The following is a 23,373-nucleotide window of genomic DNA, read 5'->3' on the forward strand; positions in this document are numbered from 1 at the left end:
CAGACGCCAATTTCGGCGCCTTTTTCCGCGGCGCGCTGCTTCAGGCGAATGGCCGCCGACAGGCCTGCAGGACCGCCGCCGACGATCACGACGTCATACGGCATCGATTCCCTAACGTATACGCCACCACCGTGCTCCATTCCCGCTCCGTCTTCTCTCATGGATCATCCATCAATCTACGACCGGTTCATCTGCCGTCAGGAAAGCTTCATGCACGGGCGTCGTGGTTCCGGAGGAAAGACGCGCCAGGTGCCATCGTCATGCCGAAAAAATAGTATTTCGACGTCATCCGACGCGCGCGATGCTTCGACTCGTACACATCGTCCACGACCGTGGGACGCTTTTCTGAAGATGCTCACCCGTCTGGGTACGGCCCCGTGCCGAACCAGCCATCTATCCACGGCTGAGCGCAGCGACCTTGTCAGGCTTTCCATGACGACTCCACTTCACCCGCACTAGAACGACCGCGGTAGATCGAGAATATGCTCTGCCACGTAAGAGAGAATCAGGTTGGTCGAAATAGGTGCCACCTGATAAAGACGTGTCTCTCTGAATTTGCGCTCGACATCGTATTCACAAGCAAAGCCGAACCCGCCGAACGTCTGCAGGCACACGTTCGCAGCCTCCCATGAGGCCTTCGCTGCAAGATACTTCGCCATGTTCGCTTCGGCACCACATGGCGCATGTGCATCGAAAAGTTCGGATGCGCGAAAGCGCATCAGATCTGCGGCACTGACTTCGATGTAGTTTTCAGCGATGGGAAACTGCACGCCCTGGTTCTGCCCGATTGGTCTGTCGAAAACAATGCGCTCGCCTGCATACTGGGAAGCGCGATTCAGGAACCACCACCCGTCACCAATACATTCGGCCGCAATCAGGGTTCGCTCGGCATTCAGTCCATCGAGAATGTAGCGAAAGCCTTTTCCTTCCTCGCCAATGAGGTTTTCAGCGGGAATTTCGAGGTTATCGAAAAACAGCTCATTGGTCTCGTGATTAACCATGTTGGGAATCGGGCGCACAGTCATGCCATTCCCAACTGCTTCATGCAGGTCAACAATAAAAATCGACAGCCCATCGGACTTCCGCTTGACCTGATCGGCCGGCGCCGTGCGTGCAAGCAGGATCATGAGATCCGAATGCTGTACGCGTGAAATCCACACCTTCTGTCCGTTGATGACGTATCGATCGCCTTTTTTCACCGCGACGGTCTTGATTTTCGTCGTATCGGTCCCGGTGGTTGGCTCCGTTACGCCCATCGACTGAAGTCGCAATTCACCACTTGCTATCTGCGGCAGGTAACGACGCTTTTGCTGTTCGGACCCATGCCGCAGCAGCGTATTCATGTTGTACATCTGACCATGGCATGAGCCAGAGTTGCCACCGTTCCGGTTGATTTCCTCCATGATGACCGACGCTTCCGTCAAGCCGAGTCCCGAGCCACCGTATTCTTGCGGAATCAGGGCCGCCAGCCACCCGGCGCTGGTCAATGCTTCGACAAACGCTTCGGGATATGCACGCGCTTCGTCAATCTTGCGCCAGTATTCGTCCGGATAGTCGGCACATAGGCCACGCAGCGCGTCACGGATTTCCTGATACTTGTCTTGATGGGGAAATTTCATGGTTCTGGTACGGTGTCTCGTAGAAGTTGTGCAGACGCTGCATGGTTAATGCGACGCTTCGCGAATCATGTTGCGGGCGATAACGATTTGCTGAATCTGGCTCGTGCCTTCGTAAATGCGAAATAACCGTGCGTCGCGATATAAGCGCTCAATACCGTAGTCGCTGATGTAACCCGCGCCGCCATGAATCTGAACCGCGCGGTCGGCGACCCGGCCGCACATCTCCGATGCGAAGAGCTTGGCGCATGAAGCTTCGGTGCTCACACTTTCCCCGTTATCACGGCGACGAGCGGCATCGAGTACCATACAGCGCGCTGCGTAGAGTTCCGCCCTGCTATCTGCAAGCATGGCCTGTACTAACTGGAATTCTGCAATGGGCTGTCCAAACTGCCTGCGTTCCATCGCGTAACGGAGCGTGTCATCCAGCATCCGCTGCGCTACGGCGACACAGATCGCCGCAATGTGGATTCGTCCCTTATCCAGCACCTTCATTGCCGTTTTGAATCCCTTGCCTTCCACACCACCGATGAGATTCGCCACGGGCACTTTGCAATTCTCGAAAATCACATCGCAGGTATGAGCGCCCTTCTGTCCCATCTTCTTATCGCGTTTGCCGAAGCTAAGGCCCGGTGTCCCCGCATCAACGATGAACGCAGAGATGCCAGCAGAACCCTTCTCTTCCGGATTGGTTCGCGCCATCAGCGTGAAGATTCCGGCGTGAGGCGCATTGGTGATGAAGCGCTTCGTGCCGTTCACCACGTAGAAATCGCCATCGCGCTTCGCTGTCGTTCGCAGAGAAGCCGCGTCCGAACCCGACTCCGGTTCGGTCAACGCAAATGATGCAATCAATTCCCCAGTTGCCAATCGCGGCAAATAGCGCGTCTTCTGCTCTTCCGTCCCATCGAAGAGAATGCCTTGGGAGCCGATACCAACCGTCGTGCCAATCAGCGAGCGAAACGCGGGTGATGCACGCCCCAGTTCGAACATCGCGAGCACCTCTTCCTCCATCGTCAATTCGAGGCCGCCGAAAGACTCCGGAATAGTGAGCCCGAACAAGCCCATCGCTTTCATGTCGTCGACGATGTCCTGCGGAATCTCGTCTGTTTCCGCAACGACCTCCTCGTTGGGAATCAGGCGCTCACGGACGAAGCGCGCGATGTTGTCGCGCAAGACATTCATTGTTTCGTTATCCCGGATCATTTCCTTGCGTCTCCATGTGCATTGTCCGGTCTCCATGCTGCGATCGTGTCGAGGCAAGGTCAATCACATCGCGGGAATTGTTCCGTACTTTGACGGGTGCACCGTTTTGCCAAAAAGCTGTCTTTTCGCACGCGACCCACACAGCAAACCGGAAGGCCGAACAGACATCTTGTTTCAGAGTACGGAAGAGCTTTGGAGATTGAATTGACACCACAGCAGCCGGAGCGCGATCGTAAATGCAAATCGCAGCCCTTAGCTGCTTCAGGTGAAGGTGCAATTTTATCAAGCTCAATAGATTGGAGACGTACAGTGACAGATAAAACCATGATGTCCGGCAAGGTCGTGGTCGTGACGGGCGCCGGCGGCGGCATCGGTCGTGATATTGCGTTGTCGATGGCTCGATATGGAGCCCGCGTGCTCGTCAATGATATTGGCGCGTCGCTGGACGGGGCTGGCCACGACACAGCGCCCGGTCAACGTGTTGTCGATGAGATCCGGGAGGCCGGTGGAGAAGCCGTCGCGAATGCGGAAAGCGTTGCGGAAAAAGGCGCTGGTGAACGCATCATCGCTCAGGCTCTTGACGTCTTCGGCCGGATCGACTGCATCGTCAACAATGCCGGTATCCTGCGGGACCGCTTTTTCCACAAGATGTCCGACGAAGAATGGGATGCCGTGCTCAAAGTGCATCTGTATGGCACGTTCGGACTTAGCCGCGCGGCGGCACCGCACTTCAAGGAACAAGGCAGCGGATCTTTCGTGCACATGACCTCGACCTCGGGGTTGATCGGCAACTATGCCCAGGCGAACTATAACGCCGCGAAAATGGGTATTGCGGGTCTGTCCAAGTCGATTGCGCTTGACCTCGAAAAATTCAATGTTCGCTCGAACTGCATTGCACCTTTTGCATGGAGCCGCATGGTCAGCTCGATTCCGACCGACACGCCCGAGCAGGCTGCCCGCGTGGAGAAAATCAAACAGATGACACCCGCAAAGATTGCGCCGCTCGCAGTGTATCTCGCAAGCGATGCGGCGAAAGAAGTCAACGGCCAGATATTCACGGTGCGAAACAACGAGATCTTCCTGATGAGCCAGCCACGCCCCATCCGCTCCATACACCGTAGCGAAGGCTGGAGCCCGGAATCGATTGCTATGCATGGAATGCCAGCGCTGCAGGGCTCATTCATACCTGTGGAACGCTCAGGCGACGTCTTCAGCTGGGACCCGATGTGACTATCGCCATGAGAACTTCCACCTTCGTCTGTCACACACCCCGGCGGTACTGATATGGCAATCGACTACCACGCCCTGAAAGCATGGCCCTTTCCGGATATCGAGCATACCTACACCGAGCGAGACACCGCGCTGTATGCGTTGAGCGTCGGCTTCGGCAATGATCCTCTTGATCGGAGCGCGCTTGGCTATACTTACGGACAGAAGCTGTCGGTCGTCCCGACTATGGCCGCGATACTGGGCTTCCCCGGTCAATGGATGAAGAACCCCGAGAGTGGCATCGACTGGATAAGGGTCGTGCACGGCGAACAGCGCATCCGGTTGCATCGCCCGCTTCCGTCAGCCGGCACCGTCATAGGCCGCTCTCGCATCAAAGCCATCATCGACAAAGGCCGGGGAAAAGGGGCCCAGGTACTGATACAGCGCGATGTGCTCGACAAGCAGACTGGCTTGCTGCTCGCAAGCGTTGAGCAACTGAATTTCTGCCGCGGCGACGGAGGCTTTACTGAAAACGGGCAACCAGGTGACAACGCATTACCGTCGGCACCAGACATGCCGCGAATACCGCCCTATCTTGTCTGCGACATCAAAACACGTCCCGAGTCCGCGTTGTTATACCGGCTTAACGGTGATCCCAATCCTTTGCATGCAGACCCTGACGTAGCAAGCGCAGCGGGTTTCGACCGTCCGATTCTCCACGGACTCGCCACATACGGTATAGCGGGGCATGCCATTTTGCGAACTGTGTGCAGCTACGATTCGCACCGCTTGAAGACGCTGCATGCACGGTTTTCCGCTCCCGTGATGCCCGGCGAGACCATTCGTACCGAGATATGGACTACGCCGGAAGGCCCCGGTCTGGTCCTGTTCCGGGCCCGGTCTGTCGAGCGGGATGTCATTGTGCTCAACAACGGCGTCGCCGAACTCGCTTAAGGGATGCGAGATTGTGAACGCTCACCTGCCGGAATGGGTCAGGTGAGCGGAGAATGCATGTACGTTAACAATCAGACAGTCTGCGCTCGCCGTTGCTGATGATCTTTATACGAGCGTATTGCGTCGGCTCCCGTCGACGCGGTCAATACCTGAATCGGTGATACGAGGGGCCGTGATCGGATCGAAGCTGAAGTCGCCTAGATGTCCCCACGCCGAGTTGTATGGCACGGGCATGCGAGCGGCCTCACAGCGTTGCAGTTCGACGGCTGCGCGTAGTGGCCAGTACGGGTCGCGCAGCATTTCGCGAGCGAGCATCACGACATCAGCGCTGCCTTCGCGAACAATGAATTCGGCCTGCTCCGCCTTATCAATAAGGCCAACGGCTGCCACTGGAATCGAAGCGCCCTGTCTTACGGCGGCCGCCCCCGGCACCTGATAGCCTGGCCCCACGGGAATACGCGGACGGGGAACACCGCCGCCCGAACTGACGTCAATCAGGTCCACCCCGTCTTCCTTGAGCCAGCGCGCCAGTTGCACGGTATCGTCCGTATTCCATCCTCCGTCCACCCAATCGGTAAACGAGAGCCTGAAGGCAAGCACTCGGTTATCCGGCCATACTTTGCGAATAGCTCGTGCGACTGCTCGCGTGATCTTGCATCGGCCTTCGAGAGAACCGCCATACGCGTCGATGCGTTTGTTTGAAATGGGGGAATTGAATGAGTGGAGAAGATAGCCGTGCGCGCCGTGTACCTCTATCCATTCGTAGCCGGCTTCAGCAGCGCGTTGTGCCGCCAATGCGAACGATTCGACGATGTCCGCAATGCCGCTCACCGACAATTCATGAGGGATCGTGTAGCCCTGGTCGAAAGCAATGCTGCTAGCCCCCAAAGGCTGCCATCCACCTTCACTGATCGTCAACGGCCTGCCTTGCGTTTGGCCGGGGTCCGACTCCCACGGAGGCACGCGGGACGCCTTGCGACCCGCGTGGGCGAGCTGGAGCGCGGGAACGGCGCCTTGCGCTGCGATGAAGCGCACTAGCTCGCGGTGTCCCGCAATGTGCGCATCGTTCCACAGGCCGAGGTCCGACGGCGTGATACGCCCGTCAGGTACAACCGCGGTGCCTTCTGTCACGACGAGACCTGCGCCGCCTACCGCGCGCGAGCCTAGATGCACCAGGTGCCAGTTGTTGACGAATCCATCGACAGAACTGTACTGGCACATCGGCGAAACGCCGATCCGGTTGCGCAGCGCTACGCCCCGCAATTTCAAGGGATCAAAAAGACCTGGCATACGATTTTCCTTGCGAGAAGACGCTCTGTGTTTGATGACCGCGTGTCCCGACCTACCTGTGATCGGGCAAAAAGTACTGCACCTCAAAAAGCACGCAACCTCGTTCTGAATGAAACGGCCCATGAGGCGTGCCGGGCGGCCTGCACGAATACCGGTATTGATTCCGTCCAGGTTCAGGTGCTTCACTGTGACTGTCTGATTCCCCATCGCGAGCGAGCAGGTCGCCGGAGAGTACGAACACTTCTTCCCAGTAGTCGTGCACGAGCACATGACGGGTAGACGCGCCGGGCGCAAAACGTACAAGTCTCGAACGTGCGCCTCGCTTTCTCGATTCGTCAAGGTCGTCAGCGAGCAATTGGACTTCGATTTCATCCGCGAATCCTTCGAGAGCGCGCCATCCCTCCTCTGACACGCTCGCCATTTCGATGTGGCGCCTAAGCGGTCTCGCTTCACCTGACGTGGCCCGACTGTTATACGAAGTGTCCATTCAGACGACTCCCATCTCACGAAACGCACTGATCTGGTCCTGGCCGTAACCTGCTTCCCGCAAGATCTCATCCGTATGCTCGCCGATCGTCGGCGAGCGCGCAGCGATGCTCGGCGGCGTGCGCGACAGATACGCGGGCGGCGAGACGAGCGGCGCCTCGCCAGCGAGTCCGGGATAGCCTAGCCACGTAAATGCGCCCGACGCGCGAATAGTGGTGTCGTCAAGCGCTTCACGCGGGGAGTAGACGGGGCCAGCGGGGATACGGGCTTCCTCGAGCTCTTCGAGCGCCGCCTCGCGTGTTCGGGACTCGCACCACTTCGCCATCATCGCGCTCAGCAGTTCTCCGTTTTCGCCGCGCCGAAGGTCATTGGCAAAGCGCGGGTCTTCAAGGAGTTCTGGTGCGCCAATGAGCCGTGCCCATCGTTTGAAGAGCGGCTGGCCGATGACCTGAACGATGATCCAGCCATCCGAGACACGGAAAATATCAGACGGCCCTGCAATGGGGCTTCGATTACCCGTCGCACGTCGGTTGATGCCCAGCGCCGATTCTTCAATGAGCGCCCCACTCGCGAGGTTGAGCGCAGTCTGAAGCAACGATGCCTCCACAACCTGCCCCCGTCCGCTGTTGCGCCTTTCGTAGAGTGCCACCACGGTACCCAGCGCGCAGGAAAGCGCAGTCGAGAAATCCACCGTGGGCACCATGGCCTTGGTCGGGCTATCCGGCATGCCTGACATATAGACGGCACCGCTCATTGCCTGACCAACACCATCGAAGCCGACCCGATGACTCGCATCCTCGTGAGAGCCAAATGCCGACGACGCCGTCAGGATGATGTCGGGCTTGATAGCGCTCAACGTGGCGTAGTCGAGACCGAGATTGGCCAGTGTTCTCGGCGGCATGTTAGCGACCACCACATCCGTTTCAAGAAGCAGGCGACGGACGACTTCACGACCTTCCGGCCGGTCGATGTCGAGTGTAAGAGATCGCTTGTTGCGGTTCACCTGCAGAAAGAAGGCACCCTCGCCCGTTTCCGTCACGGGCATCACAAAGCGGTCTTCACTACCGCCGACACGGTCAATACGGATGACGTCTGCGCCGAAGTCGGCCAGCAAGGCTGCGCAGAAAGGACCTGCAATATAGCGGCCGAAATCGAGCACTCGAATCCCTTCAAGAACCTTGTGCGTTGTTCTGGTATCCATGGCTTGCCTTCAGAGGGACGTATCTTGCGAGAACACGGGTGATCTCTTTTCACGGAATGACGCAACCCCTTCCCGCACTTCCCGGCCACCGAAGCCGAACATTTCCAGCGCAAGCGATGCGTCGAATATCGGCCCCGCCTGGCGCAGCCAGTTATTCAGCGCGTATTTGGTCCAGCGCACGGCCGACGGCGCACCGCTTGCCAGACGCGTGGCAATGGAGAGCGCGGTTTCCTGTAACTCAGCTTCATCAACGGCGAGCGACACGAGTCCCATTTGCTCGGCTTTGTCGCCTGTGACGGGCTCGCAGAGCATCAAGTGGTACTTCGCCTTGGCCATGCCGCACAGCAGCGGCCAGACGATCGCAGCATGATCGCCGGCGGCCACACCAAGACGCGTGTGACCATCCACGAGTCGGGCCGTGCGTGCAGCAACGGAAACGTCCGAGAGTAACGCAGCCACCAGGCCAGCGCCAACGGCCGCCCCCTGAATCGCAGACACGATCGGCTTCGAGCAATTGATGATGTTATAGACAAGGTCTTTAGCCTCGCGCCACACACGTGCGCGCGCATCGAACGAGTCGATCATCTCCTCGACCATTTCGAAGTCCCCGCCCGCCGAAAACGCGCGGCCCGCACCACAGAGGAGCACGGCACTGACTGACGGGTCAGCATCGACGTCACGCCAGACGCGCGCAATTTCGTCGTGTCCACGCGCATCGAGCGCGTTCAGCTTCTCGGGACGATTGAGCGTCACGCGCAATACGCCGGGTGCCGGCTGATCAAACGCCAGGCTTGTATACGATGCATAGGCCTCCAGGCCCGGTTCAGATGTTTCTGCCATGTTTTCTCCGCAAGAAGTGCCCATATCGGGCAGCTCCTGTTCAACTGACTCACTAGCCGATCGACCGGCGCGAGGTAATGCCGCCGTCAACGGTAATAATCGTGCCGGACGTGTAGGCGGATTTGCTCGACGCAAGAAACACAAACAGGTCGGCGATTTCATCCACAGTCGCGGCGCGCCCGAGCGGATAGCCATCGAGCAGTTCGATATACCGGGATGCATCACCGAACCTCCGCTCAGCACGGCCCTTCAGTACCTTGTTGATGCGGTCGGTATCGACCGGCCCAGGATTGACGCCCACGACGCGTACGCCGTCGGCGAGACTCTGACCGCCTATTGCACGCGTGAAGGCCATCAAGGCCGCATTGCCCGTTGTGCCAGCGATATAGTTGAAATCGAAGTTCTCGCCACCGTTACCGATATTGTTGAGAATCACCCCGCTTCCGCGTGCCTTCATTGCCGGGTAGAGCGCGCGCGTCAGATTGATGTAGCCGAACACCTTCAGCTCCCAGCCAGCCCGCCACTGCGCGTCATCGACGTCCCAGAGGTTGCCGCCCGGAATACTTCCCGCGTTGTTCACCAGGATCTCGACACCGTCACCAAACTGGGCGACTTGCGATATCGCCCCGGGAAGCGCCATATCAATCGCGAGGATCCCGGCACGCACACCGAATTCCGTTTTGACACGCTCGGCCACAGCAAGCAGCTTCTCAGCCGAACGCGCAACGAGCCGCACGTCGCAACCTTCTCGTGCAAACGCGAGCGCCAGCCGCTCGCCGATACCCTGCGACGCCCCTGTAATCAGAACTTGCTTGCCCTTCAGGTTCAGTTCCATCTCTGTTTCCGTGCGCGCCTTGAAAGCCGCTTAAATAGGTGTAAGCGCATGCGACTCAATGCGTCGCGGCGGCAAGACGTATCTCTTCTAGCGCCGCGGGGTTGTCCAGTGCGGACAGGTCGCCACCTGGCAGGCCGCTATAGACGCTGCGAATTGCACGTCGCATGATCTTCGAGCTGCGGGTCTTGGGCAGTTGCGTCACGAGATGAATCGCTGACGGCCTGAAGGGCCGTCCTAGTCGCACGTCGACGTGCTCCGACACAGCCCGCTCGAGATCGGATACCACGCCCCGCCATTCGGGTGAGGGAATCATGAAAACGACCAGCTTTTGCCCTTTGACCGCGTCGTCGACACCGATTGCTGCGGCCTCTGCAATGTCCGGCAACTCGAGAAGCACCTCTTCTATTTCTGCCGGCCCAACCCGCTTACCAGCGAGCTTGATGGTGTCGTCTGAACGACCGAGCAGGAACCAGGTGCCGTCTTCACGACGCGTCGCGAGGTCACCGTGTACCCATGTGCCCGGTACGGTCCGCCAGTAAGAGTCGAGATATCGGTCGTCGTCCTGCCAGAACGAATGCGTCATACCGACAAACGGTTGGCGGATAGCCAGTTCACCAATCTCTCCAACGATCGACGTACCTTCGAGATTGATCACATCGGCCGCAACCGACGGCGAGGCGGTATTGAATCCTGCAGGGCTGATAGGCTTGACCACGACGCTCGACAACAACGCGCCGGAGACTTCTGTCCCACCCGTGTAATTGATGACCGGAGCAACGCCATTGCCGAAGGCCTTCTGGAACCAGACGAAATGCTCCGGGTCGATGCCCTCGCCGGCGGTAATGAGCAGGCGCACGCTCGAGACGTCGCCTTGTGTGGACAGTGGGACGTTTGCCGCGAGTCCACGAATCAGCGTGGGGGCCGAGCCAAAGTGCGTGATGCGGTGGCGCTCGACCAGACGGGACATCCGCGACCAATCGGGAAAGTCAGGCGCGCCGTCGTAGCAGACTAGCGTCGCGCCGCGAAGCAGTGCACTCGACATCACCAGTGATCCAGCGATCCAGCCCATGTCGGCCGGCCAGCAGAAAACGTCGCCACGCCCGACATCAAAATGCACGGCGGCATCGTGCGCGATTTTCAGCGGAAAGCCGCCATGTGTATGCACCGCACCCTTGGGTTTCCCCGTCGTGCCGGACGTGTAAATAATCATGAAGGGATCGTCCGCCGTCATCGATTCGGGTACGCCGGCGGCAACGGAGGCAGCTAACTCAGACCAGTCAAGCAGTTGAGTGCCATCATGGCTGGTCGCCATTGGGGGTACTGCCGCTCCGTCTGGCTGCTTCCAGATAACCGTCTTGAGTTCCGGCAGACGGCTGCGGGCGTCATCGATCAGTTTGCGCGTCTCGACCCACTTGCCACGGCGATTGAAGCCGGCAGTGGCCACGAGCGCACTCGCCGAACAGGATGACAAGCGCGACGTAATCGCGTCTACACCAAAGCCGCTAAAGAGCGGCACGACAATGCCGCCGTTCCATACGATGCCAAGCAGCGTAACCGTTGCCTCGATGCCATTTTCCATCAGCAGCCCAACACGGTCGCCGCGCTGCAGGCCGCTTTTGCGAAGACCCGCCGCGAATGAAGCGACTCGTTGAGCCAGTTCGGCAAACGTCACGCGCTCTACCGCACCGTCTTCACGCTCAGCCACCACAGCGACACGCTGCGCCATCTCCGTGTCGTCGGCCCATTTGAGGATCGACTTGACCCAGTTCAGCCTTCCGCCCGGAAACCATGACGGAAACTCACGGCCACGCGAGTCATCCAGGTATTGCGCATAGTCGACGTCCCAAACAATGCCGCAATAGTCCAGTACCTCTTTCCAGTATTCCGCGGGCTTGGTGTTGGAAAACGTCAGCAGCGCATCGTAGCTCGGAAGCCCCAGACGTTGTCTGATCGCATCGACGTTTGACGCGGCGACGTATTCAGCGGTTGGTTGCCATGCATCTTTCAGGTAGTCACTCATCTAGATTCCACGCAGAAGAATTAATTGATATGTTGCACAGACGCGAGAAGCGACTTCGCGCGCAGAAACACTGGCAGATCGACCATCTCTCCGTCGACAGCCACGGCGCCGCCTCGAGCCGTCTCATATGCGGCGACAACCCGGCGTGCCCAGTCGATCATTCGACTGGACGGACTGAAGGCGTCATTGACAGCGCCGACCTGCTTTGGGTGAATGCAAAGCTTGGCTGCAAATCCGAACCGTAGTGCCCGCGTGGTCTCGTGAAGGAGACGCGCGGCATCGCTCACTGCGCGGCAAACGCCGTCTACCGGCCCTTCGAGACTAGCCGCTCGCGATGCAATGACAATGCGGGTGCGGACATAATCAAGCGCCTCATCCTCATCCGCATTCAGTTCATTCATCAGATCGACCGTGCCGAAGACAAGCCGCACGACACCCGCCACCTGCGCAATCTGATCGACGTTTTGCACGCCTCTCGCCGTCTCGATCAGCGGCAGCAAGGCGAGCCCTGTCATACGCAGCGCGACTGCTTCCACAGCCGCGCTGTCGGCGGCCTTCGGAAGCACGACGCCATCAGGACGCAATCCATTGCACAAAAGAATGTCCTGCTCCAGCCACCCTGAGCCGTGACTGTTGATACGAATCAGGACGCGGCTTCCCAAGCTGTGCGCCTGCGCACGCACGCCCGGCCACTCGTCGAGAAGCTGTTGTCTTGCCCCATCCTTATCCGGTTCCGCGACCGCATCTTCAAGGTCGATAACGACTGCGTCAGCTCCGGACGTGATTGCCTTGCTATAGCGCTCGGGGCGGTCACCGGGAACAAAGAGATACGAGCGTTGCGACATTCGCTACTCCACAGGTTGTGAGCGAGTTTCGCTAAAAGTCACGCCATCAGCTCGATTCGTCAACGACTTACCAAGTCTCGCGACTCCCTCCATGGCAGTACTTCCTGAATCATCGCGGGTGCAAAGCAGTACTTCCCGTCCCTCGCCTCGACATTCAGCGCGCACCGAAAACGGGGTGCTGTCTAGCAGCGGTGCACGCCCTCTGAAAGAAAAGGACTCGACGCACGCACCGGGGATCGAAGATGTCAAGAGGTCGAGCATCAAGGTCGCCTGTAGTGGCCCGTGCACGACAAGACCTGAATAGCCTTCGACTTGGGTCGCGTATTCACGATCGTAGTGGATGCGGTGCGAGTTGAAGGTCAACGCCGAGTAACGAAACAGAAGGGTCGCAGAGGGTTCGACAAACCGCTCCCACTGCGTGGTGCCCGCGTCGTCCACCACGAAACACGGCTCGACGCGTGCCGCCTGTGTCCGGGGTGAAGTCCTGGCCCTCTGCCCAGCTGGCAAGACAGTTTGACGAATGTGCGCAGCTTCACGAAACACGATGTCCTGCTCTTCTTCGAGCAACAGCATGCCGTCATCACGTATCACCTCATGCCGCACCGTCACGAATACCAGTTCTCCCGTGCTTCCGGACTTGGCCTCCACGTTCGTCAGAGTGCTGGTGCGTGTCAACGCGTTACCCACGCGCAACGGCTCGTGAAAGCGCAGACGCCCGCCTGCCCACATCCGACGCGGCAACGTCACAGGCGGCAAAAAGTTGCCGCGACGGGCATGCCCATCGTCACCCAGTTCAGCCTGCGCTGCAAACTCGCCAAAGAGCAACCAGTGTGCGAGTAACGGTGCAGCATCGCCCGGCTGCCACTCTCTTGCAGGAAGACCGAGCGCTGCGTACAGACCCCGCAGAGGAGCGATAGACACCGTGTCTTTGGCGTGTCGCTGCCGGCCGATCCACTCTTCAAACACCTTACCCATCTGTTCGTCTCCGTATCGCTTCGTCGCTAGCGTGGGTAGCGACTTCCGGCATAGGTGCCGCGACTGTTTGTGGAGTTCATCGTGCGTCGTTTGCGGTGTCGAAGTCAACGCGGAGATGACAGACGTTCCGTACAGTGAACACGATGTCTTTCATACCATTCGGCATGTCGCCACCGTGCGTCAATCTGCTCTGCGTTTGACGAAAACACATTTTCTCGTTGTACGGAACATATCGCCTGACCGCGTTGACTGCGTGAATCCCGGCATTCATTGTGGCTACGCATATTCGGCCTGACGGTATTCGCGTCATCGCAAATCGCCCGGCTGGATCTTGCAGGCTTCATTAGTCTGTGTGCTGACCACTCCCGACCGCTTAACAAATGACTCGCCTGATCGACATCGAGCAACTTCATTTTCCATCATGGGTAAGGCCAGGAGATACCGTGGCCTGGGGTCAGTGTTCTGCTGAACCGGTTTCCCTGACACGCCGTCTGATGGCGCAGCGCCACACGATTGGCGGTCGCTTTGCTGCATTTATTGGCGCGACGTGGACCGACACGTGTGAGCCGCTTCACGCTGACGTGGTCGACTTCAGATCCTATTGTGGTGCAGCGAACAATCGCGCTCTCGCGGATGCTGGCGTACTCGATATCCTGCCCGCGCATTACTCGTCGTTTGAACAACTCTTCGCGAACGGACCGAGCCGCGTCGACGTTCTTCTTCTGGAAGTGGCGCCCGCCGACGACGAAGGCAACTACAGCCTGTCGGCAAGCCATGAATATCTCGTGCCCTTGCTCGATACCGCGCGCGTCGTTATCGCTGAAGTCAACGACCAGGCGCCATGGACCTACGGCCCACGGACGATTCGCGCCGAACACTTCGACGTGATGGTTCACACCTCACATGCGCTTCCCGGACCGCCAGCGTCAAAAGCGGGTGAAGTCGAACGCAAGATAGCCGCCCGCGTCGCCGCGCTAGTCGACGATGGCGCCACGCTGCAATGCGGGATAGGCGCACTTCCCGAGACGGTTCTTGCAGCCCTGGAGAACCATCGCGATCTGGGCATCCATAGCGGCGCGATTGGCGACGCAGTCGCGCGTCTCACGCAGGCAGGCGCCGTGACCAACATGCGCAAAGGAATCGATGCGGGCTGCACGGTGGCTGGCACCATCATGGGGTCCGACCTGATTCACCGCTTTGCCCATCGCAATTCGCAAGTCCAGTTCCGCCCGACCAGTTACACGCACGACATTCGCGTGCTCGAGTCTCTGAACCAGTTTGTCGCGATCAATGGCGCCATTGAAGTCGATCTCACTGGCCAGATCAACGCAGAAACTGCGGGAGGCCGCTACCTCGGCGCGGTCGGCGGTGCAATGGATTTCATACGCGGTGCCCGGCGCTCACGCGGAGGGCTGCCCGTCATCGTATTGCCCTCGCGCGCCGGTACGCGCAGTCGCATTGTTCCCTTCATCGAAGGCCCTGTGAGCACGCCCCGCAGCGACGCTGCGATCATCGTCACCGAGCACGGCGTAGCCGATCTGCGCGCATTGCCGCTTTCCAGAAGGATCGATTCCCTCATTGCCATTGCCCATCCAGACGATCGCAACGAACTAGAACGCGCTGCGTCCGTATTCGGGCGCACCACCCAACATAAGGAGATTTCATGAGACGCGCCGCGATTGTCGCGCCGGTTCGCACCCCCGTTGGCACCTTTGGCGGCAGCCTGCGCAACGTACCCGTCGAATCGCTGACCAACGTTGTCATTCAGGCTATCTTGCAACGCACCCGGATCGACCCGCACCGTATCGATGACGTCGTATTCGCTCAGTCATATGCGAACAGCGAAACACCATGCATCGGGCGCTGGGCCGCGCTGAACGCAGGCTTGCCAGTGAGCGTGCCGGGACTCCAGACCGACCGTCGCTGTGGTGGCGGCCTGCAATCTGTCGTGACGGCCGCGATGATGGTGCAATCGGGCGCAGCAGATGTCGTGCTCGCAGGCGGCGTCGAGAGCATGAGCAACATCGAGTATTACTCGACTGACATGCGCTGGGGCAAGCGCTCAGGGTCGACACGATTTCATGACCGGCTCGAGCGCGGTCGCGAGCGTTCGCAGCCAGAAGAGCGCTTTGGATACATCTCGGGAATGATAGAAACCGCCGAAAACCTCGCGCGCGAATTCGACATCTCGCGCGCAGAGGCAGACGCGTTCGCGGTCCGCAGCCATCAACGCGCTGCGGCGGCCTGGGAGGAAGGTCGATTCAATGATGAAGTCGTGCCTGTCGCCGTGCCGCAGAAAAAGGGAGAGCCGACGCTCTTCACTCGCGACGAAGGCATCCGCGCCGATGCCACGGTCGAAAGTCTTTCAAAGCTGCGTCCGCTTATGGACGATGGCACGGTAACGGCCGGCAACGCGAGTCAGCAGAACGACGCTGCAGCTGCGTGTCTCATCGTCGCCGAAGACAAACTGGATGAACTGGAGCTTTCCCCGATGGGATATCTCGTCGGCTGGTCAGCGGCCGGTTGCGAACCGTCGCAGATGGGCATCGGGCCGGTGCCTGCCGTTGAGCGGCTCTTCGCACGCACCGGTTTCTCGTTCGACAGGATCGGTCTCGTCGAACTCAATGAAGCCTTCGCCACGCAGGTGCTTGCCGTCCTCAAGGGCTGGCGTTGGAACGACCCAGACCGGCTGAACGTCAACGGCTCAGGCATCTCGCTTGGTCATCCGATTGGTGCAACCGGCGTACGTATGCTCACCACCCTGCTCTACGAGTTGCGCCGGCGGGGCGAGCGCTACGGGCTGGAGTCGATGTGTATTGGCGGCGGCCAGGGCATGGCAGCAATCTTCGAGGCGGCCTGAGCCCGTTCTCAGCGAGAGGAAAGGAGTTTCATTGTGAAGATTATTGTCCCCGTAAAGCGGGTGGTTGATTACAACGTGAAGGTTCGTGTGAAGTCGGACGGCACCGGCGTCGATCTCGCGAACGTGAAGATGTCGATGAATCCGTTCGATGAAATCGCTGTTGAAGAAGCCGTGCGCTTGAAGGAAGCAGGAATTGCCAGTGAAGTGATCGCCGTGTCGTGTGGCGTCGCGCAGGCGCAGGAAACGCTGCGAACGGCACTGGCTATCGGTGCGGACCGTGCGATTCTCGTTGAATCATCGGAGGAGTTGCAGCCGCTCGCAGTCGCGAAGCTGCTGAAGGCGCTGTGCGACAAGGAGGAACCGAAGCTCGTCATCTTCGGCAAGCAGGCCATTGACGACGATTCAAACCAGACCGGGCAGATGTTTGCCGCGCTCGCCGATCTGCCGCAGGCAACGTTCGCGTCCAAGGTTGTCGTTTCCGATGGCAGCGCCACGGTCGCTCGCGAAATCGATGGAGGCGCGGAAACGTTGGCGCTGACGCTACCCGCTGTCATTACGACAGATCTGCGTCTGAATGAGCCCCGATACGTCACGCTGCCCAACATCATGAAGGCAAAAAAGAAGCCTCTCGAAACGATGAAACCAGAGGAACTCGGCGTCGATGTCACACCTCGCCTGAAAACGCTGAAGGTCGCCGAACCATTAAAGCGCTCCGCTGGCGTCAAGCTGCCCGATGCGAAGGCGCTGATCGAAAAACTGAAGACGGAAGCCAAGGTACTGTGAAGGAGACAGGTAAATGATGAATCTGGTAATAGCCGAACACGACAATGCGTCGGTGAAAACTTCAACTTTGAATGCGATTGCAGCGGCGCAGAAAATCGGTGGCGATATTCACGTTCTTGTAGCAGGTCATCATGCGCAAGCCGCGGCAGATGCGGCTGCGAAGATCGCGGGCGTGAACAAGGTACTGCTTGCCGACGCGCCACACCTCGAGGCGGGTCTCGTGGAAAACGTAGAGACGACGGTGATGAATATCGCGAATGACTATTCGCATATCCTCGCGCCCGCGACCGCGTTCGGCAAGAACGTCGCGCCACGCATTGCGGCCCGCATGGACGTCGCGCAGGTCAGCGACATCACTGCCGTCATCGCGACCGACACGTTCGAGCGTCCCATCTATGCGGGTAACGCCATCGCAACGGTTCAATCTGCAGACCGGGTCAAGGTCATCACCGTCCGCACAACGGCTTTCGATGCCGTCGCGGCGGAAGGCGGCAGCGCATCCGTCGAGAAGATCGAAGCGGCCGGCGACGCGGGCACCTCTCAATTCGTGAGCCGCCAAGTGACGAAACTGGATCGCCCCGAACTGACGTCAGCGAAGGTCATCGTGTCAGGCGGCCGGGGTCTGGGCAGCGGCGAGAACTACACGAAGGTGCTCGAACCGCTGGCCGACAAACTCGGTGCCGCGATGGGCGCATCGCGCGCAGCCGTTGATGCTGGCTACGTGCCGAATGACTATCAGGTCGGCCAGACGGGCAAGATCGTCGCGCCGCAACTGTATATCGCTGTTGGCATCTCGGGCGCGATCCAGCATCTGGCGGGTATGAAGGACTCGAAGGTCATCGTCGCGATCAACAAGGACCCTGAGGCCCCAATTTTCAGCATCGCCGATTACGGCCTGGTAAGCGACCTTTTCGAAGCCGTACCGGAACTGGCAGCGCAGTTGTAATCGTCGCAAGAAGACTCGTTGTGACGTAGGAACGAATACGGGCCATCCCGGCTCCCCCCAATGGACCGACGAAGCCGAAGAAGCACGCGGTTCTGATTCAGGAGACACTCAATGAACAACCCTGCAGGTTTGGAAACCGCCACCTTGGAGATTGCATCGGACAAAGCCGTTCCGATGTCGCGTGCAATATGGGCGGCCTCAATCGGTACAGCCTTTGAATGGTACGAGTTTGCGCTATACGGCTCGCTTGCCACCGTGCTCGCGGCAAAGTTCTTCTCAGGCGTCGACGCTGGGACAGCATTCATCTTCGCGCTGCTGACATTTGCCGTGGGTTTCATGATGCGGCCACTTGGTGCGCTCATTTTTGGGCGCATCGGCGACATGATTGGCCGCAAGCGCACGTTCGTCGTGACCATCTGCATGATGGGCCTGGCGACGGTGGGTGTCGGCTGTCTGCCGACCTATGCGTCGATCGGTATCACCGCGCCAATCGTGCTTATCTGCCTGCGCATCCTGCAGGGGCTTGCGGCAGGCGGTGAATACACGGGGGCTCTCACGTACGTCGCAGAGTATTCACCCGGCCGCCGTCGGGGATTGAATATGTCATGGACTACAGCGGCGACTACGGCCGGGTTGCTATTGTCGTTCCTGGTTATTCTTGCCGCGCGCGAGATCTCGGGTGACGCATTCGACGCATGGGGATGGCGATTGCCTTTCATTGGCTCCATCATCATGCTGATGGTTTCGCTCGCGATGCGCTTGCGCATGGAAGAGTCGCCCGCCTTCAAGAAGCTTCGCCAGAACAAACAGCTCTCCAAGTCGCCTATCCGGGACACGTTCCTGGATGCCGCGAACTTCCGTCGGCTGGCCGTGGCCTTCGGCTTGTGCGCAGGCATGACCTCGATGTACTACATGGCGGCACTGTACCCGACTTTCTTCCTGACGCAGACACTGAAAGTCGACCCCAAGACAGTCAACACCGTGGTACTTCTGGCAACCGCCGTCTGCTTGCCGATGTTCCCGATCTCCGGTTGGCTGTGCGACCGCGTTGGCCGCAAGCCCGCATTATTGATTGGATTTATAACGACCGCGGTGCTGCTCTTCCCGGTCTTCCGCGGATTCGAGCATTTCGCCAATCCCGCCTTGGCGTCTGCCCAAGCGGCCGCGCCTGTCACTGTCGAAACCGACATGTCGCGCTGCTCGCTGATGTTCAATCCGCTCGGCAATCGCCGCTTTACCTCGCCATGCGATACGGCCAAGCAGGCTCTGGCCACTGCCGGCGTCAGCTACAGCGTCGAGGACAAAGGAACTGCCGCAGCCACTACCTTGATCCGTGTCGGGAACGGCACACTGTCGGGATACGATGCGGGCAGCCTTCCCGCGCCCGCAGCGAAATCGCAAGCAACACATTTTGCGGGCCAACTGCGCGAGTTGCTGACAGCTCAGGGGTATCCAACGCACAGCGATCCCGCAACTTTCAATGGACCGATGGTATTCGTTCTGCTGGTGGCGTTCTTCAGTTGCTCGATTCTCACGGTGATGACGATCGGTCCCGCGCTCGTGGAAATGTTCCCGACACGCATCCGCTATACGTCGATGTCAGTTCCGTATAACCTGGCAACCGGCTGGGTCGGTGGTCTTCTTCCGACGTTTGTGTTCGCCATTTCTGCGCAGACGGGCGACATCTTCTCCGGCCTGTGGTATCCCCTCGGCTGGACGTTCGTTTCCTTGATCGCCCTCATCTTGTTCTTCCGCGAGACGCGCGACGTCAATATCAACGACTAGGCGCGCTCAACACCGCATAAAAATGGCCGGAGCGCGGTGTGCGCATCCGGCCTTTTGCTTTCGTATCGTCTTGCTTCAGGTGCGGTCATCTCACGGCAATCCCTCCACATCGCTTAGCAAGGCCGTCAACTCCTCAGCGGCAATCTTCAATCGCGGCACAATCCGTCTGCGCAGCGCGGCGACGTCGGGTTCGAGTTCGACGGCACCGCAGCTTAACGTCATCAATGAGCGCTCCTTGCCCACCTTGACAGGGAGCGCGATGCCGTAGGCGTCACGCTGGTACTCGCCAACCGACATGCAAACACCGTTTTCCTCGAGGTCTCTGAACGCAACGTCGATACCGTTCTGCACAGCTTTCGCGTTCTGGCCTGCCGCGGCCTTGACGGCTGCTATGCATGCACGACGCTGAGCGGGAGGTAATCCCCACAGGTACGCGCGACCCACGGAAGTCGAGCCCATCGGCAATAACGAACCAACGCCGAGTCGCAACGTCGCGATTCGCGCTCCCGTGCAGTAGCCGATGTACAACATGTCCAGATGGTCAGGCGTCGCCAGCGCAACTGAGACGTTCAGCTTGTCTGCCAGCGCCTGCATGAGCGGTTGCGCCGCCTGAGTGATGGGATTGACTTGCAGATAGGTATGGCCAAGGCTCAAAGCACCCGTTGCAAGTTCGAACAGGCGCCCTCCGCCTACGCGCCGCAGAAATCCCACTCGAATCAGCGTCGTGGTCAATCGTGAAATCGTTGCCTTGGAGTGTCCTGTGCGACGCACCAGTTCTGCATTCGACAATGGCGTACGCTCTGCATGAAACGCCCGCAAGACTTCGAGCCCGCGCTCGAGTGTCATGGTGACTTTGGCCGTATCGTTCACGAGCGTGGCTCCAGCAGATTGGTAGGCGGACTACTCGGTGAAAAGCGTCTTGTCCTGCAATGACGTCGCAGTCGCGACGAGGCGCGGCCCGAGTTCCCGATCCACACGCGCCCGGGCCATTTTCGAACTACGGCCTACGCAGGCCAGAACCAGGGGCGTGTGGTCAGCAATGGTAAGAGGCGCAGCCACAATGACCAGCTCGGGTTCCCACTCGCCAAACGAGCTGCAAAAGCCGTGATTTTGGACCTGCGAGATACCCTCGCCTATTCGCCGCCGCAAATGCGGCCATTGCCGGCCCATCTTACGTTCGATGTTGCCGAGCAGGTAGAACCGTTCGAGCTCCGGTAGCGCTGCGAGGAGCGCCCAGCCCATCGGCGAAGACGCGATGCGCAGGCGCATCCCTGCGGAGAGGTCGAGTTTTGGGGCGGTCTGCCGGCTTGCACATGTCTCCAGAACGATGACGTCAAGTCGCTCCCGCGTCGCGAGTACGACGTATGAGTCGCTTGAATCAGCGAACGTTTGCATCTCGACGCGCGCCAGCCGTTGGACATTGGAGTGCGCGATAGCCGCATACCCTAGCGACAGGATCGATGCAGCAAGCCGATATTTCCTGCGTTCCGGTGAATAGCGCAGATAGCCAATGGAAACGAGTGAGTGAAGCATGCGCGAAACGGTCGGTGTCGGGATATCCGTTTCGAGCGCTATCTCCTGATTAGTCATCCAGGGTTGGCGTGGCGTAAATGCAGAAAGAATGGCGAGCCCTCTGACGAGGGGCATCACCATCGTGCCTTCGGAACGATGAGCGCGGCTCGGTTCTTCATCGCGCGATACGATCTGCGGACGCTCGTCGGCAAGCGTCACGCCGGCGGATGCAGCCTCTTTGACCGATGACACTCGCATATCGTGGCCTCAAACGCGTCTTTACGCTCCAATTAGACGGCACGCATCCTCGCAAATCAACTCGACGGCATCACTCGTTCCGTACAATGAAAGACAATACACGTTTGCAGAAAATCGGCAAACTTGCGCCGCAGCATGGCGGGGCCTTAGCAGATGTAGTCACCCGACAACTGAAGTACGGAACGCCCGGAACAATCAGCCATTGGCTAAATGGCTGCGAACTGATCGACCGACAGGTGTCGATCCATCCACTCCTCTAACCCTACAACGCCAAGTCCGCGCTGCGCATTGAACGTGCGCGCTTTGTCCCATGCCACACCACGTCCTTCGGAAAACACGACCCGGTACTTGCGTATCGGATCGTTGGGAGCCTCAGCAAGTTCGCGTTTCAGTGCTTCTACGCTCCATTCCGCGCGATCAAGCTTGCGGTTCAACAGCGTGTCGAGCGCATCGGCCAGTCGCCGATAAGTCACCGTGTCGCCCGCGACATGCACGACCTGATTCACGATTCGCGGTTTCGTGAGAAGTATCTCCGAGGTCAACGCACCGATATCCTCCGCCGTCGTCACCGTCACTGCGTTGTCCCAGCTACCCAATGCGTGCACGCTGTTGCTTTTCATATCGACGACGCCAAAGCTCGGTTCGAACAGGAAACTCATGAACATACCCGTTGACACGATGACCCATTCGGTCTTTTCCTGCGAGCGCAGAAGCGTACGCACGTCCAGTTGCTCATCGAACAGATCCTGCGCGCTGCCTTTGCCGATCACATCGTAGTCCACGCCAAATTGCCACGGAAAGTACCGTCGGACACCCGCGTCCAATGCAGCCCGTGCAATCTTCAGCTGCACGCCCGGACCGCCTACGAATCCCGTGCAGGAGATCACCGTGTCGAATCGGGCGAAGATATCGGCGAGCGCAGCATCGGACTGAGCAACGAGATCGCCAGGCACGATGTCGACGCCGAGTGCGCGCAACTGTGCAATGTCCTTCTGCTTCCCGGGACTGTCGGATGTGAGAGTCGACGGACGCAGCAGTACCGAAATCGACACGCCAGAGGTTTTGCCGACGCGTCGAACGAGATTGCGCAGGACGGCCATGCCGAGTTCGCCCGCGCCTAGAACGAGAATAGATGTGTCGTGATGCATGTGTTTGCCCCGCAAAAAACGTGGAAGGAAGAGTCGTTCGTATCCGGTTACGTCGCACCGGAGCGAACATCCCATGAACGTTTCGAAGTGTAGTGGCAGACATTCGCCACATTGTTCGCGATGCGTGAACACTGATTACGGGACGTCCGAACCGGCGTGCATCACGGTCTTTTGTGGTCGGGTCTCGTCGAGTCTTCCAAGCCGAAATCTTTTTCCGCGAGAGCGTTCAGCACAACGGCGTGCCTGACGCTCGGCTCCCCCACCAGCACCGGTGGCAGCGGCTGTTCGAGATCGACCATGGTGCCCGGCCGCGCGCTCCATTCGAGGCGCGAACGCAGCAACGGCGTGCCGCGCAACTCGCCGAGACGCCGCTTGCCGACAAGCAGATCGAGCGCCGTCATCGAGCAGTCCGTACAGGCGGCTCGTCATGCCCGCATCGGTAAGATTCAGCGTTCGTGCGCTTCGCCTGAGCAGCAGTGTTCCGAGGTGCCTCCAGGTTCTTGGTTTCTGCCGCCTTGCTGAAACTTTGCGCCTCGACAACCCTTACCAGTACAGTCATTGCCTGAAGTTTGTCCATGAGCAGACCATGTAGCGAATTCGCGTGCGA

At 59.2% G+C, this 23,373-nt stretch carries 21 protein-coding genes and 1 pseudogene; 7 read left to right on the forward strand and 15 right to left on the reverse strand.

Features of this window, described 5'->3' with window-relative positions:
- The 3 genes from H3V53_RS34925 to H3V53_RS34935 form a co-directional block, all read right to left on the reverse strand.
- Positions 1–140, reverse strand: a 140-nt coding sequence (locus H3V53_RS34925; RefSeq protein WP_336601733.1) for an FAD-dependent oxidoreductase, incomplete at its 3' end; no start/stop codon positions are given.
- Positions 141–455: 315 nt separating this feature from the next.
- Positions 456–1,619, reverse strand: coding sequence for an acyl-CoA dehydrogenase family protein (locus H3V53_RS34930; protein ID WP_336601714.1), 1,164 nt, complete (start codon positions 1,617–1,619; stop codon positions 456–458).
- A 45-nt stretch (positions 1,620–1,664) separates the two neighbouring features.
- Positions 1,665–2,819 carry an acyl-CoA dehydrogenase family protein gene (locus tag H3V53_RS34935; protein WP_336601734.1) on the reverse strand — a complete coding sequence of 385 codons (1,155 nt, stop codon included), beginning with the start codon at positions 2,817–2,819 and terminating at the stop codon, positions 1,665–1,667.
- 324 nt (positions 2,820–3,143) lie between these two features.
- Here H3V53_RS34935 and H3V53_RS34940 point away from each other — a divergent pair, with 324 nt between their 5' ends.
- On the forward strand, positions 3,144–4,049 hold the full coding sequence (locus tag H3V53_RS34940; RefSeq protein WP_336601735.1) for an SDR family NAD(P)-dependent oxidoreductase: 906 nt from the start codon (positions 3,144–3,146) through the stop codon (positions 4,047–4,049).
- 54 nt (positions 4,050–4,103) lie between these two features.
- Positions 4,104–4,982: a MaoC/PaaZ C-terminal domain-containing protein gene (locus tag H3V53_RS34945; RefSeq protein ID WP_336601715.1), complete on the forward strand. Its 879-nt coding sequence runs from the start codon at positions 4,104–4,106 to the stop codon at positions 4,980–4,982.
- 105 nt (positions 4,983–5,087) lie between these two features.
- Here H3V53_RS34945 and H3V53_RS34950 read toward each other — a convergent pair whose 3' ends face one another.
- From H3V53_RS34950 to H3V53_RS34980, 8 genes are read right to left on the reverse strand one after another with little or no spacing between them, the layout of a single operon-like run.
- The gene (locus tag H3V53_RS34950) at positions 5,088–6,395 is read right to left on the reverse strand and encodes an NADH:flavin oxidoreductase/NADH oxidase (protein ID WP_419539639.1); all 1,308 of its coding nucleotides are present in this window, start codon (positions 6,393–6,395) and stop codon (positions 5,088–5,090) included.
- The gene (locus H3V53_RS43850) at positions 6,325–6,759 is read right to left on the reverse strand and encodes a cupin domain-containing protein (RefSeq protein ID WP_419539640.1); all 435 of its coding nucleotides are present in this window, start codon (positions 6,757–6,759) and stop codon (positions 6,325–6,327) included. Before H3V53_RS43850 ends, H3V53_RS34950 begins: the two co-directional genes overlap by 71 nt.
- Positions 6,760–7,959: a CaiB/BaiF CoA transferase family protein gene (locus H3V53_RS34955; RefSeq protein WP_336601717.1), complete on the reverse strand. Its 1,200-nt coding sequence runs from the start codon at positions 7,957–7,959 to the stop codon at positions 6,760–6,762.
- 9 nt (positions 7,960–7,968) lie between these two features.
- Complete coding sequence (locus H3V53_RS34960) at positions 7,969–8,823, reverse strand: enoyl-CoA hydratase/isomerase family protein (RefSeq protein ID WP_419539641.1); 855 nt, start codon at positions 8,821–8,823, stop codon at positions 7,969–7,971.
- Positions 8,824–8,851: 28 nt separating this feature from the next.
- The gene (locus H3V53_RS34965; RefSeq protein WP_336601718.1) at positions 8,852–9,634 is read right to left on the reverse strand and encodes an SDR family oxidoreductase; all 783 of its coding nucleotides are present in this window, start codon (positions 9,632–9,634) and stop codon (positions 8,852–8,854) included.
- Between the two features lie 55 nt (positions 9,635–9,689).
- A complete protein-coding gene (locus H3V53_RS34970; protein ID WP_336601719.1) occupies positions 9,690–11,654 on the reverse strand; it encodes an AMP-binding protein in 1,965 nt (654 codons plus the stop codon).
- Between the two features lie 20 nt (positions 11,655–11,674).
- Entirely contained in the window at positions 11,675–12,499 is an 825-nt protein-coding gene (locus tag H3V53_RS34975; protein WP_336601720.1) for an HpcH/HpaI aldolase/citrate lyase family protein, read from the reverse strand.
- 3 nt (positions 12,500–12,502) lie between these two features.
- A complete protein-coding gene (locus H3V53_RS34980) occupies positions 12,503–13,474 on the reverse strand; it encodes an HTD2 family dehydratase (protein ID WP_336601721.1) in 972 nt (323 codons plus the stop codon).
- A 380-nt stretch (positions 13,475–13,854) separates the two neighbouring features.
- On the opposite strand from H3V53_RS34980, the gene H3V53_RS34985 reads away from it, so the two are divergent.
- From H3V53_RS34985 to H3V53_RS35005, 5 genes are all read left to right on the forward strand, one after another.
- Positions 13,855–15,141: an acetyl-CoA hydrolase/transferase family protein gene (locus H3V53_RS34985; RefSeq protein WP_336601722.1), complete on the forward strand. Its 1,287-nt coding sequence runs from the start codon at positions 13,855–13,857 to the stop codon at positions 15,139–15,141.
- A complete protein-coding gene (locus H3V53_RS34990) occupies positions 15,138–16,334 on the forward strand; it encodes an acetyl-CoA C-acetyltransferase (protein WP_336601723.1) in 1,197 nt (398 codons plus the stop codon). The genes H3V53_RS34985 and H3V53_RS34990 overlap by 4 nt, the downstream gene beginning before the upstream one ends.
- A gap of 33 nt (positions 16,335–16,367) precedes the next feature.
- On the forward strand, positions 16,368–17,117 hold the full coding sequence (locus H3V53_RS34995) for an electron transfer flavoprotein subunit beta/FixA family protein (RefSeq protein ID WP_336601724.1): 750 nt from the start codon (positions 16,368–16,370) through the stop codon (positions 17,115–17,117).
- A 13-nt stretch (positions 17,118–17,130) separates the two neighbouring features.
- Positions 17,131–18,063 carry an electron transfer flavoprotein subunit alpha/FixB family protein gene (locus tag H3V53_RS35000; protein ID WP_336601725.1) on the forward strand — a complete coding sequence of 311 codons (933 nt, stop codon included), beginning with the start codon at positions 17,131–17,133 and terminating at the stop codon, positions 18,061–18,063.
- A 111-nt stretch (positions 18,064–18,174) separates the two neighbouring features.
- Positions 18,175–19,848 carry an MFS transporter gene (locus H3V53_RS35005; RefSeq protein ID WP_336601726.1) on the forward strand — a complete coding sequence of 558 codons (1,674 nt, stop codon included), beginning with the start codon at positions 18,175–18,177 and terminating at the stop codon, positions 19,846–19,848.
- A 90-nt stretch (positions 19,849–19,938) separates the two neighbouring features.
- On the opposite strand, the gene H3V53_RS35010 is transcribed toward H3V53_RS35005, so the two are convergent.
- The 4 genes and pseudogenes from H3V53_RS35010 to H3V53_RS35025 all read right to left on the reverse strand — a co-directional run.
- A complete protein-coding gene (locus H3V53_RS35010; RefSeq protein WP_336601737.1) occupies positions 19,939–20,694 on the reverse strand; it encodes an IclR family transcriptional regulator in 756 nt (251 codons plus the stop codon).
- A 54-nt stretch (positions 20,695–20,748) separates the two neighbouring features.
- Entirely contained in the window at positions 20,749–21,612 is an 864-nt protein-coding gene (locus H3V53_RS35015) for an IclR family transcriptional regulator (RefSeq protein ID WP_336601727.1), read from the reverse strand.
- A gap of 212 nt (positions 21,613–21,824) precedes the next feature.
- A complete protein-coding gene (locus H3V53_RS35020) occupies positions 21,825–22,766 on the reverse strand; it encodes an aromatic alcohol reductase (RefSeq protein WP_336601728.1) in 942 nt (313 codons plus the stop codon).
- 212 nt (positions 22,767–22,978) lie between these two features.
- Positions 22,979–23,343, reverse strand: a pseudogene (locus H3V53_RS35025) (hypothetical protein); the annotation flags it as partial.
- Positions 23,344–23,373: the final 30 nt, after the last annotated feature.

The organism is Paraburkholderia bengalensis (assembly GCF_037126505.1).
Classification (GTDB): Bacteria; Pseudomonadota; Gammaproteobacteria; order Burkholderiales; family Burkholderiaceae; genus Paraburkholderia; species Paraburkholderia bengalensis.